Origin of the sequence: Variovorax sp. 38R (assembly GCF_014843395.1) — a bacterium.
Taxonomy (GTDB): Bacteria; Pseudomonadota; Gammaproteobacteria; order Burkholderiales; family Burkholderiaceae_C; genus Variovorax; species Variovorax paradoxus_H.
Genome location: NZ_CP062121.1, coordinates 2,931,114 through 2,945,163 on the forward strand (window position 1 = coordinate 2,931,114; position 14,050 = coordinate 2,945,163).

The 14,050-nt window shown below is 68.7% G+C and carries 13 protein-coding genes and 1 riboswitch; of the genes, 6 read left to right on the forward strand and 7 right to left on the reverse strand.

The window, feature by feature from the left end; genetic code table 11:
* Positions 1–24 precede the first annotated feature (24 nt).
* Positions 25–1,566 (forward strand): malonate--CoA ligase, encoded by a 1,542-nt coding sequence (locus tag IG196_RS13350; RefSeq protein ID WP_192196532.1) that lies wholly within the window; start codon positions 25–27, stop codon positions 1,564–1,566.
* Here IG196_RS13350 and IG196_RS13355 read toward each other — a convergent pair.
* The 3 genes from IG196_RS13355 to IG196_RS13365 all read right to left on the reverse strand — a co-directional run bounded on the left by IG196_RS13355 (position 1,563) and on the right by IG196_RS13365 (position 5,432).
* Positions 1,563–3,266, reverse strand: a complete 1,704-nt coding sequence (locus tag IG196_RS13355) for a serine hydrolase (protein WP_192196533.1) — start codon at positions 3,264–3,266, stop codon at positions 1,563–1,565. The genes IG196_RS13350 and IG196_RS13355 overlap by 4 nt on opposite strands.
* A gap of 79 nt (positions 3,267–3,345) precedes the next feature.
* The gene (locus IG196_RS13360) at positions 3,346–4,407 is read right to left on the reverse strand and encodes a phenylacetaldoxime dehydratase family protein (RefSeq protein ID WP_192196534.1); all 1,062 of its coding nucleotides are present in this window, start codon (positions 4,405–4,407) and stop codon (positions 3,346–3,348) included.
* 20 nt (positions 4,408–4,427) lie between these two features.
* Positions 4,428–5,432: a carbon-nitrogen hydrolase family protein gene (locus IG196_RS13365; protein WP_192196535.1), complete on the reverse strand. Its 1,005-nt coding sequence runs from the start codon at positions 5,430–5,432 to the stop codon at positions 4,428–4,430.
* A gap of 180 nt (positions 5,433–5,612) precedes the next feature.
* On the opposite strand from IG196_RS13365, the gene IG196_RS13370 reads away from it, so the two are divergent.
* Positions 5,613–6,587, forward strand: a complete 975-nt coding sequence (locus IG196_RS13370; protein WP_192196536.1) for a helix-turn-helix domain-containing protein — start codon at positions 5,613–5,615, stop codon at positions 6,585–6,587.
* A gap of 46 nt (positions 6,588–6,633) precedes the next feature.
* On the opposite strand, the gene IG196_RS13375 is transcribed toward IG196_RS13370, so the two are convergent.
* The 4 genes from IG196_RS13375 to IG196_RS13390 form a co-directional block, all read right to left on the reverse strand.
* Complete coding sequence (locus IG196_RS13375; RefSeq protein ID WP_192196537.1) at positions 6,634–7,059, reverse strand: universal stress protein; 426 nt, start codon at positions 7,057–7,059, stop codon at positions 6,634–6,636.
* A gap of 73 nt (positions 7,060–7,132) precedes the next feature.
* Complete coding sequence (locus IG196_RS13380) at positions 7,133–7,960, reverse strand: sulfite exporter TauE/SafE family protein (RefSeq protein WP_099796752.1); 828 nt, start codon at positions 7,958–7,960, stop codon at positions 7,133–7,135.
* Positions 7,961–8,249: 289 nt separating this feature from the next.
* Complete coding sequence (locus IG196_RS13385) at positions 8,250–8,597, reverse strand: cell division protein ZapA (RefSeq protein WP_192196538.1); 348 nt, start codon at positions 8,595–8,597, stop codon at positions 8,250–8,252.
* Positions 8,594–8,821, reverse strand: a complete 228-nt coding sequence (locus IG196_RS13390; RefSeq protein ID WP_101492963.1) for a DUF904 domain-containing protein — start codon at positions 8,819–8,821, stop codon at positions 8,594–8,596. Before IG196_RS13390 ends, IG196_RS13385 begins: the two co-directional genes overlap by 4 nt.
* 130 nt (positions 8,822–8,951) lie before the next feature.
* A riboswitch (cobalamin riboswitch) is annotated at positions 8,952–9,193 on the forward strand.
* Positions 9,194–9,264: 71 nt separating this feature from the next.
* Here IG196_RS13390 and IG196_RS13395 point away from each other — a divergent pair.
* The 4 genes from IG196_RS13395 to IG196_RS13410 are packed head-to-tail and all read left to right on the forward strand — an operon-like array spanning position 9,265 to position 14,048.
* The gene (locus tag IG196_RS13395; RefSeq protein ID WP_192196539.1) at positions 9,265–11,214 is read left to right on the forward strand and encodes a TonB-dependent receptor domain-containing protein; all 1,950 of its coding nucleotides are present in this window, start codon (positions 9,265–9,267) and stop codon (positions 11,212–11,214) included.
* The gene (locus IG196_RS13400; protein ID WP_192196540.1) at positions 11,199–12,602 is read left to right on the forward strand and encodes a cobyrinate a,c-diamide synthase; all 1,404 of its coding nucleotides are present in this window, start codon (positions 11,199–11,201) and stop codon (positions 12,600–12,602) included. Before IG196_RS13395 ends, IG196_RS13400 begins: the two co-directional genes overlap by 16 nt.
* On the forward strand, positions 12,589–13,170 hold the full coding sequence (locus IG196_RS13405) for a bifunctional adenosylcobinamide kinase/adenosylcobinamide-phosphate guanylyltransferase (protein ID WP_192196541.1): 582 nt from the start codon (positions 12,589–12,591) through the stop codon (positions 13,168–13,170). Before IG196_RS13400 ends, IG196_RS13405 begins: the two co-directional genes overlap by 14 nt.
* The gene (locus IG196_RS13410; protein WP_192196542.1) at positions 13,167–14,048 is read left to right on the forward strand and encodes an ABC transporter substrate-binding protein; all 882 of its coding nucleotides are present in this window, start codon (positions 13,167–13,169) and stop codon (positions 14,046–14,048) included. The genes IG196_RS13405 and IG196_RS13410 overlap by 4 nt, the downstream gene beginning before the upstream one ends.
* The last annotated feature ends 2 nt before the right edge of the window (positions 14,049–14,050 follow it).

The following is a 14,050-nucleotide window of genomic DNA, read 5'->3' on the forward strand; positions in this document are numbered from 1 at the left end:
TGCCGTTCGATGATGACGAAGATGATGAAGACGAAGTCCTCCCCCAACGCCAACCTGTTCGCCGCCTTGCGCGCGGCCTTTCCCGCCGACCTCGACGCCATTGCCGTCGAAACCGAGAACGGCCTGCATTACTCGTGGCGCGACCTCGACCGCGCCAGCGCGATGATCGCCAACCTGCTCGACGGCCTGAAGCTCGAGAAGGGCGCGCGCGTCGCCGTGCAGGTCGAAAAATCGGTCGAAGCCATGCTGCTGTACCTCGCGACCCTGCGCGCGGGCTACGTGTTTTTGCCGCTCAACACGGCCTACCAGAGCGCCGAGATCGAGTACTTCATCGGCAACGCCGAGCCCGCCGTGGTCGTGTGCACCGGCCGCAATGCGGCCTGGGTGCGCCCGATTGCCGAGGCGGCCGGCACGCGCCATGTGTTCACGCTGGACGACGACCGCACCGGCACGTTGCTCGATGCGGCAGCGCGCTGCAGCGATCGCCACACCGTGGCCATCAAGAAGCCCGACGACCTCGCCGCCATCCTGTACACCAGCGGCACCACGGGCCGCAGCAAGGGCGCGATGCTCACGCACCGCAACCTGCTGTCGAACGCCGAAGTGCTCAAATCCTATTGGGGCTGGAAGAAGGGCGACGTGCTGATTCACGCGCTGCCGATCTTCCACGTGCACGGCCTGTTCGTGGCGCTGCACGGTGCGCTGCTCAACGGCAGCAAGATCCTGTGGTTCTCGAAGTTCGACCCCAAGCGCATCGTCGCCAAGCTGCCCGAGGCCACCGTGTTCATGGGCGTACCCACGCTCTACGTGCGCCTGCTCGCCGAGCCGGGCCTCACGCGCGAGGCGGTGCGCACCATGCGCCTGTTCGTCGCGGGCTCGGCGCCGCTGCTCATCGAGACGTTTGACGAATGGCGCGAGCGCACCGGCCACACCATCCTCGAACGCTACGGCATGAGCGAGACCGCCATGCTCACGTCCAACCCGTATGACGCCAGGAAGGGCGAGCGCCGCGGCGGCACCGTCGGCTTCGCGCTGCCGAGCGTGCAACTGCGCGTGCGCGACGACGAGGGCAAGGACCTGCCGGTCGACGAAATCGGCGGCATCCAGGTGAAGGGCCCCAACGTGTTCGCCGGCTACTGGCGCATGCCTGAGAAGACGAAGGAAGAGTTCACCGCCGACGGCTTCTTCAAGACCGGCGACGTGGGCAAGATCGATGCACGCGGCTACATCACCATCGTGGGGCGCAGCAAAGACCTGATTATCAGCGGCGGCTACAACGTGTACCCCGCCGAGATCGAGGGCTACATCAACGAGATGGCCGGTGTGGCCGAAAGCGCCGTCATCGGCGTGCCGCACCCCGACTTCGGCGAGGTGGGCGTGGCCATCGTGATCCCCAAGGCCGGCGCCGCGATCGACGCCGACGCCATCGTGGCCGAACTCAAGGCCAGGCTCGCGAACTTCAAGATCCCGAAGCGCTGCTTCGTCGTGCCGGAGCTGCCGCGCAACACGATGGGGAAGGTGCAGAAGGCGCTGCTGCGCGCCGAGCACAAGGCGCTGTTCGCCTAGGTTGTCGCGATCCTGGGCGCGAGGGCCGTGATGCGCGGCTCGTGAAAGATCAGCGCGTCCACTTCGCCAGGTGAAGGCCGGCGGAACTCGACGCCGAAGCCTTCCAGCGTGTCGACCTTGAAGTTGCGCCCGTTGGCCGGCAGCAACCGGTGGGTCGGCTGGCCCGGAATCGTCATGGCGAGCTGGCCCATGGCGTCGAGCCTGATCTCGATCACGCGGCCGCTGTGCAGGTAGTCGCCGGAGCAGAGCTTGCGGAACGCCGCATCGAGCACATCGCCGGCCGCGACACGCCGAAACACGATGTCGTCGACCATCTGTTCGAACGGAATCTCGAGGCGGTCGATGCGTCCTTGCCGGTCGTAGCGGAAGGTGACGGTGCGGTCGCTGGGGTGCAGCAGCGTCGGCCGGTCGGGCGTGACGAACACGTCGTAGTGGCGGTGTTCGAGCGTGTCTTCGACACCGCGCCACCGCCACGCGAGCCCGTCCGCCTGCTGCTCGATGCGGACCCGTCCGTAGGCCGGGTGGTCGTAATCGCCGACATAGTCTTCCAGCGCATGGCTCGGCCGCGTGCCGCTCTGGCGCACGTCGGCCTTGGCTTTCTTGTCGATCTCGATCTGATCGAGGGCCTGCTTGCGCCGGGGCGCCAGCCGGCCGAACCAGTCGATCGGGTCGCGGCCGCAGAGGCGGTCGAGCACCGCGTAGGTGAGGATGGCGTTGGTGCTGCCCGGCGCGCGGTTGGTGAGCACCACCACGCCGGCGCGGCGCTCGGGCTGTATCGTCATGAGCGTGCCCCAGCCGGCCCAGGAGCCCGAGTGCGCAATGGTGCGCTCGCCGCGGTAGTGCTCGCAGAACAGGCCGAGGCCGTAATGCGAGTCGCCGATCTCGGTGAATTCGGAGCGCGCCATGTGAACGCGCGGCGTGGTCATTTCGCGCAGCGCCTGCGCCGAGAGCAGCTGCCGTTCGCCCGCCTTGCCGTCGAGCAGAAAGCGCGCCCATTTCGCCATGTCCGAGACCGACGCGTTGATGCCGCCAGCGGGTGTGGCGCGAATGGGCGACAGCGGCGTGCGGTGGCGTTCGTTGCCGTCCATCGCGTGCGGGCGCGCGCCGTCTTCGGCCGCGCCGAGCGCTTCGATGGAAAAGCCGAAGTGCTTGAAGCCCAGCGGCCGCATCAGGTGCTCAGTGGTGAAGTCCTGGTAGCTCTGGCCGCTGATCCGTTCGGTGGCCATGCCCGCGACGAGGTAGCCGAGGTTCGAGTACTGGAAGGTGTCGCGCAGGTCCTTGTTCGGCGCGAGGTGCCTGAGCGCCGCCAGCATCTGTGCGTTGCTCAGGTCGCCAGGCATGTGGATCCAGTCGTGGCGCGGCAGCCCGCTATGGTGGCACAGCAGGTCGCGCACGGTCAGGCGCCCGGTCACCACCGGATCGCGCAGCCGGAATTCGGGAAGCACCTCGCGCACGGGCTGGTCCCAGTCGAGCTTGCGTTCGTCGACCAGCAGGCCGAGTCCGGCCGCGGTGAACGACTTGGTGAGGGAGCACAGCAGAAACTGCGTGTCGGGGGTCACGGGCAGGTCCGTGTCGGTGTCTCGCACGCCGTAGCCTTTCAGCACGGCAATTTCGCCGTCCTGGATGACGGCCAGCGCGAGCCCGGGGACTTTCCATTCCTTCATCGAGGCTTCGACGAGGCTGTCGAGATCGTTCCACATGGGTGGGGCTCCTTGCCTTGGTTGCCTGGGATAGGGTCGCGCATCCTACGGCATCCCGACCGCCCGACCGTGCATGGGTCTAGGTCATGGCAAGCCCGTTCATGAGTCCGCTGCGCGCGTGGCAGTTGATGTACTCGTAGCTCTGCTCGTCGGCTTTCAGCACCGACACCTCGTGGTACACGCGCAGCTGCAGCTGGAAGTTCAGCGCCTGCACGTAGCGCATGAAGCTGCCGAAGATCGCGACGTGCGTAGGGTGCGATTCGGCCCAGCGCTCCATGTCGGCGAGCGAGCGCCAGTAGCTCAGGCCGAAAGACTTCTGTAGCGGCGCGCCGGCTGCGTCGAGGTGGTGCATGTAGCGGTTGCTGTAGCAGCCGATGGCCAGGCCCTGGTCGCGGAGGAAGTCCATGCCTTCGCGCAGCACCGGCTCCATGTCTTCGAGGTACATCGTGCGCTCCTGGCCCGTGGTGTCGGTCCATTCCTGGCCCGAGCGGATCATCGCGATGTTCTCGTGGCCGGCAATGCGCACCCGTTGCCCCAATGCCGGCGTGCCTGCGACGACGGCGCGTGTGCCCGAGGGCGCCAGCGCATCGGTCTGCGACAGCGGAATGCGATCGCGCATCGAACCCCAGTAGCCGTGTTCCCGCAGCTCGCCGCTGACATCGCCCATGACCACGCCGATGCCTTCCATGCGATCCGGCGTGTTGAACATGGTCTCGAAGTGCTCGACGCGCGGCGAGGCGATTTCGCGAAAGTAGCCGAGGCCTTCCGTCAGGCGTTCATCGGCGCGCCACCATGCGTCGATCTCGGGCGTTGCGAGCCAGCGTGCGTGGGCCGCCGCGTCGTGCCAGTACGCGATGGCGATCATGTTGTCGAAGCCGTCGGCATCGACGAAGTGCGTCAGGTCGTGGTGGCCCGGCCCGTCGGGCAGCGCGAAGCTGCGCACGATCTTCTGTAGCGCGGCGCAGGCGCGGCCCTGCATGTCGGGGCCACGCGACTGCACGCCGAAGCAGCCCATGACCACCTGCGTGACGGAGGTGGGCGCGCGGGCCGACCAGACGGGGTAGGGCGGCGTGTAGTCGTCCTCGACGCGGCGGTGCCGCGTGCGGGGGCATTTCAGGTGCTCGGCAATGGCAGATTCCATGGTGCGGCTCCGTCGTCGGCTCAGGTCACGACCGGTTCGGGCACGCTGCCTTCGGGCTCCGGCGTGAGCTGCACCACCACGGGCGTGCGGCGCGTCTTGTTCAGCAGCAGCTGCGTGACGTCGGGCCGCGAATAGTGGCCGCTCGGGTCGGCCGCCGCCTTGGCGAGCGCGATCATGCCGAGGTCGATGTCGGCGATCACCAGGCCTTCGGCGTCCTCGGCCAGCGGCGTGCCCAGCGGCGAACCGTCGGGGCCGTAGATGCGCGCATGCCCGCCGCCGACGCCCAGCATCTGCCGCTTGCCGTCGTCGGTGCACATCAGCTCGCTCATGGCCTTCGACACCGTGGCGCAGGGTGCGATGACGAAGCACCCGCCCTCGACCGCATACACCTGGCTCGCGGCGTTGTTGACCTCGTGGCCCAGCGCGTAGGCCGCGCCGCGGTAGAGCGAAAAACTTGGCCACGCGCCGCAGTGGATCTGCTCGTTCTGCGCATACATCGCGTACTTGCTCAGCGGCTGCAGGTGTTCCCAGCAGCACAGCGAGCCGATGTTGCCCAGCGGCGTCTCGACCACATGCAGGTCGGCGCCGTCGCCTTCGCCGAACACGGTGCGTTCCACATGCGTGGGCTTGAGCTTGCGGCGCGTCTGCGCGGTGCGGCCCTGGCCGTCGATCAGCGCCTGCGCGATGTACAGGCTGCCCGCCGCTTTCTCGCTGTAGCCGAGCGAGAGCCAGATCTTGTGCTGGCGCGCCGCGGCCTGCAGTCGCTCGAACTCGGGCGAGCCGACGACCAGCGAGTTGTCGTGGTAGCGCTGCACGAACTGCATGCCCCAGGCCGGTGAATCGAGCCACGTCCACCACGGATAGCCGGGCACCCAGGTCTCGGGAAAGGCGATGAGCTGCACGCCCTGTTGCGCGGCCTGCGCCATCAGGTCGATGGTCTTGTCGATGGTGGCGTCGAGATCGAGGAAAACAGGCGCGGCCTGCACGGCGGCGACGCGGAGCTTGGGGTGGACGGTGGTCGGCATGGGGTGTTCTCCAGAGTGCAATGAACGTAACGAAATCCCCGCCGTGCGCACCGGGTTTGCGCGGTGGCATGCGGGTTGCATGAAGCGTAGATTCGCGCCGCCGGAACGCCTTGACCCGGATTGGCGGCGTTCTTGTTCCAGCGTTGCATGTGCCTTTGCGAAGGCCTTCCGAGGACCCCGATGACCCATCTGCTCAGCACCGATGCCGTTTCGCGCGACCAGCGGCTCGCGTACTGGACCGACATGATCTGCAACGTCTACGTGCAGCTCGAATGCGACGCGGTGCGAGCCGGCGATCGCGGCGACGGCGGCGACTTCGAAGGCAGCATCCGCCAGCACGCGCTGCCCGGCCTCGGCATGTCGGTCGTGACCTCGCGGGCGCAGAAGGTGATGCGCACGCCGCGCCACATCGCCGCGTCGAGCGACGACTGCTTTCTTGTCAGCATCCAGGCGCGCGGGCAGGGCGTGGTGCGCCAGGACGGGCGTGATGCCGTGCTCGGTGCCGGCGACTTCGCGCTGTACGACAGCACGCGGCCTTACGAGCTGCTGTTCGACCAGCCCTTCGAGCAGATCGTGCTCAAGCTCCCCGGCGAGCGGCTGCGCAGCGAGCTGCGCGACACCGAGGCGCTCACGGCCACCACCGTGTCAGGGCGCGAGGGCGCGGGGCACCTGCTGCTGGGCATGATCCGCACGCTGCGCGAAGACTTCGACGCGCTGCAGCCGGCCTCGGCGCTGGCGGTGGCGCACGGCGTGCAGAACATCCTCGTGGCCGGCCTGCAGACGCTGCCCGCGGCGCACGCCCCGGCGCTCAGCAACCTCACGGCGTACCACCTGGGGCGCGTGAAGCAGCGCATCGACGAGCAGCTGGCCGACCCGACGCTGTCGGTGGGCACGCTGGCGGCGCAGCTGGGCATGTCGGTGAGCCACATCCACCGCGTGTTCAAGAGCGAGCCGCTGACGCCCTCGCAGTACATCTGGGAGCGCCGGCTCGACGCGTGCAGCCGCGACCTGCTGGAGCCGCGCCTGGCAGGGCGGCCGGTGGGAGAGATCGCGTATGGGAGGGGGTTCAACGACGCGGCGCATTTCAGCCGCGCGTTTCGCGAGCGCTTCGGATGTTCGCCGCGCGAATGGCGGCGGCAGCGCTCGGAGCCCTGACCGCGACAACGGCGCATCGGCCGTCGCCGGTTGGCGGGTCTTTTTACTACTGAACCAGCAGCACCGAGATGTCGGTCTCGGCCACGACCTTGGTCGCGACCGAACCCATCAGCGCGCGGCCCAGGATGCCGTGGCCGTGCGTGCCGAGCACGATCATTTCGGCCTTCGATTCGCTGGCCGACTTGAGAATTTCTTCGGCCGCGTGGCCGTGGCGTGCGTCGGCGGTGAAGTTGGCCACGCCCTTGTCGGCGAACCAGGCCTTCACCGGGTCGAGCACCTTGGCGTTTTCCTCGGCGTAGTAATCGGTGACGATTTCCTTGCTGAGGTGCCGCGCCACGTGGCCGGAGATGCCGGTGCAGACGTTCACCACCACCAACTCATGGCCGTCCACGAACATGGCGCGGTTGGCGAGCAGGTAGTTGAGGGCTTTTTGCGTGTAGGCGCTGCCGTCGACGGCGATGAGGATTTTCATGGCTTTCCTTTTACGACTATGAACAACAGCTGCATAGGATGGCACAGGAACGCCGGTGAACGTTTGATATGCCTCAGCCGCGCAGGCCCTTCCAGAGCATGTAGGCGGCCAGCAGGTACAGGATGCTCGCGAACACGCGCTTGAGCTTCTTCACCGGCAGGCTGTGTGCGGCCTTGGCGCCCAGCGGCGCGGTGAACACGCTGCAGGCTGCGATCACCACGAGCGCGGGCAGCCAGATATAGCCGAAGGCGCCGGCCGGCAGGCCCTGCACCGACTGGCCGCTGAGCACGTAGCCCAACACGTTGGCCACCGCAATCGGAAAGCCCAGCGCCGCGCTGGTTGCCACCGCGTTGTGAATCGCCACGTTGCACCAGGTCATGAACGGCACGCTGATGAAGCCACCGCCCGCGCCCACCAGGCCCGAGATGAAGCCGATGGTGCCGCCCGCCGCCAACTGGCCGCCGGTGCCGGGCATCTGCCGCGTGGGCTTGGGCTTCTTGTCGAGAAACATCTGCGTGGCCGAGAAGCCCACGAACAGCGCGAAGAAGATGGCGAGCGCCGTGCCCTTGAGCAGCGCGAACACGCCCAGGCTGCCCGCGAGGCTGCCGATGACGATGCCGGGTGCCAGGCGCTGCACGATGTCCCAGCGCACCGCGCCGCGCTTGTGGTGCGCGCGCACGCTGGACACCGACGTGAAGATGATCGTCGCCATCGAGGTCGCGATCGCCATCTTCACCGCGAGGTCGGCCGGCACGCCGCGCTGGCCCATGATGATCGTGATGAACGGCACCATCAGCATGCCGCCGCCGATGCCCAAGAGGCCCGCGAGGAAACCGGTGCCCAGGCCGAGCGCGGCGAGTTCGGCGATCAGGAGCGGGTCGAGCAGTGCGGTGAAGTTCACGGGGCGTTGAGAAAAAGAGCGGCTGAAAAAGCAACGGCCCCGTGCGATGAAGCAGGGGGCCGTGGCGGAAAAAGGTGTCTGCAGATGGTGTGCCGGACCCGCATCCTGAACCAGGGTTCAGGTGGGCGAGGGCAGCAAGACTTCGGGTTCATCTGACGCGAGATGATCACGCCCGTCTAGCGATGTACCAAGCCCGGCTCCGGAGAGCATTGGAACAAGGAAATATTAAGCCCGACACGTCTGCAGACGAAGTGGATTTTACGCCCCGTCTGTGTCGTGCCGCGTGCCTTCAGAGCAAATGTCCATCGCCCGCCAGGGCTTGATCGAGTCTTTGAATGAGCTGGGCGGCCTGCGGATCGGTGTCACCGGAGGTTTCGCCGGTGCTGGCGGCGGCTGCAACTGCGACGGCAGGAGCCGGTGCGGCGGCCACAGCGGCTTGCTGTGCCGCGAGATCGAAAGCCAGGTTCAGCGAGGCGAGCACCGCGATGCGATCGCGGGCCTTCACCTTGCCTGCGTCGCGGATCTTGCACATGGCCGCGTCCACGCGGTCGACGGCCTCGCGCAGTTGCGCCTCGCCGCCGTCGGGGCAGCCGAGCAGGTAGCTCTGGCCCATGATCTGTACTTCAATCTGCTTCATGCGTGATGGGAATCTTCGGAAGGGGGTTCGGCCGGCAGCCGTTCGAGCAGGGCATCGAGGCGGGTGCGGGCCGCGGCGAGCCGCGACTTCAGGCCGTCGCGTTCACGCGTGAGCGCATCGACCTGTTCCTGCAGCAGCACATTGGTGCGCTGCACCTCTTCGTGACGCACGAGCAGGCGTTCCACACGCTCGGCGATCTGGTCGATGGGGCTGGAGGCGGGCATGGTTGGCGATTGTAGTTTCCCGGGAATTCGGAAGGTCCGGCGCACCTCGCGGGCGCGCGCCGGACGTGGCCGAGATTCTGGGGCCTGTGCCGCCTGCGATCAAACCTCGTGTGGCGTGGCCGCCCCGTGGGCCTAAAATCTGCCCGTTGGTGCTCGCGGCGTGGTTCGCACGGCGCAGTTCAACGGGAAGCAGGAGTGGACGCCCCCCAGGGCCGAAGCCGCCTGCGCTGCCCCCGCAACGGTCAAGCAGACGACGCCGCAAGGCGTCACCCCTTTCCATCCAGCCACTGGGCGCTCTGAAACAGGCGCCTGGGAAGGCGGCAAAGGGTCGATCTGCCAGCCCGGATACCGGCCAACAAGGCGGCTGCCGCATCGGCAGCCATGACGCCCATGGCGCCGGCGGGGAAGCCGGCCAGGGCATAGACGTTCGTTCGGTTCACCCCATGATTTCCTGTGTTTCCCTCTCCAGCGGCCGCGCCAGCGTGCGCCGCAACCGTCCCGCGTGCCTGCCGCTGACGCTTGCCCTGGCTTCGGCCTTCGGCGGCCTGGCCCTGATGCCGCTGGCCGCGCAAGCGCAAGCCGTGGCTGCCGCCGCGACGCTCGACGAGACCGTCGTCACCGCCAACCGCACGCCGCAGGCGCTGTCGGACCTGGTGGGCGATGTCTCCATCGTCGACCGCAAGACCATCGAGCGCAGCGGCGCGACCGGCGTGGCCGACGTGCTGGCGCGCCTGCCCGGCATGGAGATTTCGCGCAGCGGCGGCGTGGGCAACGCCACCAGCGTGTTCATCCGCGGCGCCGAATCGCGCTTCACCGCCGTCTACCTCGACGGCGTGCGCATCGATTCGCAATCGACCGGCGGCGCCGGCTGGGAAGGCATTCCGCTGTCGCAGATCGACCGCATCGAAGTGCTGCGCGGCCCGGCCGCCGCGGTCTACGGCTCGGACGCCGTGGGCGGTGTGATCCAGCTCTTCACCAAGCGCGGCGAGGAAGGCGTGTCGCCCTACGCCGGCATCGGCTTCGGCAGCCACGGCCTGCGCAAGATCGAAGGCGGCGTGAGCGGCAAGTCGGGCCTGCTCGACTATTCGTTCGGCGTCGCGCATGAAGAAAGCAAGGGCTTCAACATCCAGCCCCTCGCCAAGCGCACGCCCTCGAAAGACGGCTTCACCAACCCCGACCGCGACGGCTACCGCAGCACCTCGGGCAACCTGAAGCTGGGTTTCCAGATCACGCCCGACCAGCGCCTCGACGCCACCTTGCTCACCAGCAACACCGAAGCGGCCTACGACCCGTCGGTGAGCTTTCGCACCAAGCTGCCGATCACCTTCCGCGACGACGTGTCGACGAACGAGCTGCGCACCGCCGGCCTGACCTGGTCGGCCAAGTGGAACGACATCTACAGCACCCGCCTGCAGGTGACCGATTCGCAGACCGTCTACAAGACCCAGCCTTCGTTCTACCGCACCGAAACCCGCCTGCGCGGCTACCTGTTCCAGAACGAATTCCGCTTCGGCGCGCACCTGGTGACCGCCACGCTCGAGCGCCGCGAGGACGCGCTCGAAAACGCGCCGACCACCTCGGCCAAGCTGTTCTCGCGCGACCGCTCGCAGAACGCCGCCGCACTGGGCTACGGCTACGTGAAGGGCCCGCATTCGCTGCAGCTGCACGTGCGCCATGACGACGACAGCGAGTTCGGCGGCAAGACCACCGGCAGCGCCGCCTACGGCTACGCCATCACGCCGAGCCTGCGCGCCACCGTGTCGGCCGGCACCGCGTTCCGCGCGCCCACGCTGTACCAGCGCTTCAGCGAGTACGGCCTGGCGAGCCTGCAACCCGAGTCGAGCCGCAACGTCGAGCTGGGCCTGCAGTACACGGCCGGCGCCACGCAGGCCGGCATCGTGCTGTACCGCAACCGCGTGCAGAACCTCATCGTGTTCGACGGCAGCGCCAAGGGCTGCCAGTCGTCGTTCGGTTGCTACGCCAGCACGGCGCGTGCGCGCTACCAGGGCGTGACGCTCACGGGCGGCCACCGCATCGGCGACGTCACCTTGCGTGCCTCGCTCGACTACCAGGACCCGCGCGACCTTGCCACCGACAACCTGCTGGCACGCCGTGCGCGGGCCCACGGCACGCTGGGCGCCGACTGGCGCGTCGCCGGCTGGACGCTGGGCGCCGAGATCCAGAGCTCGGGCAAGCGTTTCGACGACGCGGCCAACACCGTCAAGCTCGGCGGCTACACGCTGCTGAACCTGTCGGCCAGCACGCAGATCACGCGCGACCTGAACCTCGTGGCACGCGTGGACAATGTGGGCGACAAGGACTACCAGTTCGCACGGCTCTACGCCAACGGGGGCCGCACCGCGTACGTCGGACTCAAGTGGACTCCGCAGTAAACACCCGTCGTTTCCCGCCCAGCACCACCGGCGCTGCCACCTGCGCCGCGGTGCTCGTGGCCGCGCCAGCCTCCGGGCAGGGCAAGACCACGGTCGCGGCCGCGCTCGCGCGGCTGCACGTGCGCCAGGGCCGCCGCGTGCGGGCCTTCAAGTGCGGGCCCGACTTTCTCGATCCGCACTGGCTCGCGCTGGCCACCGGCGCGCCGGTGCACTCGCTCGACCTGTGGATGACCGGCGAAGCCGACTGCCGCGCGCGCCTGCATGCCGCTGCGTGCGAGGCCGACCTGGTGATCGTCGAAGGCGTGATGGGCCTCTTCGACGGCACGCCCAGCGCGGCCGAACTGGCCGAGCGCCTGGGCCTACCGGTGCTCGCCGTGATCGACGCGCACGCCATGACCGGCACCTTCGGTGCGCTGGCCTATGGCCTGCAGAACTTCCAGCCGGGCCTGCCCTGGGCCGGCGTGCTGGCCAACCGCGTGGCCAGCGAGCGCCATGCCGACATGCTGAAGGACGCGTTGCGCGAGCCCGGCGACTGGCTCGGCGCCTTGCCGCGCAGCGCCGACTTCGCGCTGCCCGAACGCCACCTCGGGCTGGTCGGCGCGGCCGAACTCGGCGACGCGATGGAGCGGCTCGATGCCGCGGCCGATGTGCTCGCCACCACGCCGCTCGGGCAGCGTGCGCCCGCGCAGTTGCCGCAGGTGCGCTTCGAGCCGGAGGCCGCTGCGCCCATCGCGCCGCTGCTGGCCGGACGCACCATCGCCATCGCGCGCGACGCGGCGTTCTCGTTCATCTACCCGGCCAACCTCGACGTGCTCGAAGCCCTCGGCGCGCGGCTCGCGTTCTTCTCGCCGCTGGCCGACGAGCCGCTGCCGCCTTGCGACGCCGCCTGGTTCCCCGGCGGCTACCCTGAGCTGCATGCCGAGGTGCTGTCGGCCAGTGACCGGCTGCGGCTCTCGCTCGCGAACCATGTGACGTCGGGCAAGCCCATCTGGGCCGAGTGCGGCGGCATGATGGCGCTGTTCGACGAACTCGCCACGCGCGACGACGCCGAGCCGCACGACGTGCATCGCCTCTGGGGCGTGCTGCCGGGAAGGGCGGTCATGCAGAAGCGGCTCGCCGGTTTGGGCCCGCAGCAGCTCGACCTTGGCGCGCATGCCTTGCGCGGCCACACCTTCCACTACTCGCGCTGCGAGACGCCGCTCGCGCCTGCCGCACGCACCGTCGGCACGCGCGGCGGCGAAGCGCTGTACGTGCACGGCCCCGTGCGCGCGAGCTACTTCCATGCGTGGTTCGCGTCCAGCCCGGAGGCGACCGCGCGGCTCTTCGGCGCCATGCCCCTCGAACTCGACAGCCACGCCGCACAGGCGTCTTCCGATGCCCCTCATTGAGCACGAATTCATCCTCGGCGGCCAGAAAAGCGGCAAGTCGCGCCGTGCCGAACAGCGCGCCGCCGACTGGCTCGCCGCTGCACCCACATCGCGCCGCGCGGTGCTGATCGCCACCGCGCAGGCCCACGACGACGAGATGCGCGATCGCATCGCGCGCCACCAGAGCGACCGTGCCGAGCGCGTGCCCGGCCTGCAGACCCTCGAGGAGCCGATCGAGCTGGCGCGCGCCATCGTCACGCAGAGCGCGCCCGACACGCTCGTGGTGGTCGACTGCCTCACGCTGTGGCTCACCAACCTGCTGATGCCGTTGCGCATCGAAGGCGCCGCCGTGGTCACGCGCACGCCCTCGGCGCACGCCACGTTGCTGCTGATCGCGCTGCGCGAGGCGCGCGGACCGGTGGTGCTGGTCGGCAACGAGATCGGCCTCGGCGTGATCCCGTTGGGCCGCGAGACCCGCGCTTTTGTCGATGTGCTGGGCCGCTTGAACCAGGACGTCGCGGCCGCCTGCCACCGCGCGACGTTGATGGTCGCCGGCTTGCCGCTGACGCTGAAGGCGCCTGCCGCATGAGGTTCGAATCCATAAAGACGTGGCTGCGCGCGTTGTCACTCGGCCTGGGGCTGGTGGTGTGCGCGCAGGCTGCGCAGGCCATCGATGTGCTCGACGAGCGCGGCGTCACCGTGCACCTCGCGCAGCCGCCACAGCGCATCGTCTCGCTGTTGCCATCGCTGACCGAGGGCGTCTGCGCGCTTGGCGCCTGCGACCGGTTGATCGGCGTCGACCGCTATTCCAACTCGCCCGCGCAGGTGCGCGCGCTGCCGCAGCTCGGCGGCGGGATCGATCCGAATGTCGAAGCCATCGTCGCGCTCAAGCCCGACGTGGTGCTGCTCGCCAAGTCGTCGCGCGTCACGCAGCGGCTGGAAGCGTTGGGCCTGAAGGTGATCGTGCTCGAACCCAAGAGCCACGCCGACGTGCGGCGTGTATTGAGTGCGCTCGATCAGGTGCTCGGCACGCACGAGGCGCCGGCCGTCTGGCGCGCGATCGACGCGGCCGTGTCGGCCGCGGCGCAGTCGCTGCCCGCCAGCGCCAAGGGCTTGCGCGTGTACTTCGAGGTCAACACCGGCCCCTACGCGGCGGGCGATTCGTCCTTCATCGGCGAGACGCTCGCGCGACTCGGCGTGAAGAACATCGTGCCCGCGTCGCTCGGCCCCTTTCCCAAGCTCAACCCCGAGTTCGTCGTGCGCGCGAACCCCGACCTCATCATGGTCAGCGTGCGCAGCGCCATGGGGCTGGAGCAGCGTCCCGGCTGGGGCGGCATCCGCGCGGTGCGCGAAGGGCGCGTGTGCCGCTTCGACGCCGAACAGACCGACGTGGTCGTGCGCCCCGGCCCGCGCATGGACGAGGCCGCACGCCTGATGGCGCAGTGCCTGTCGGACAAGGGGCGGTGAGC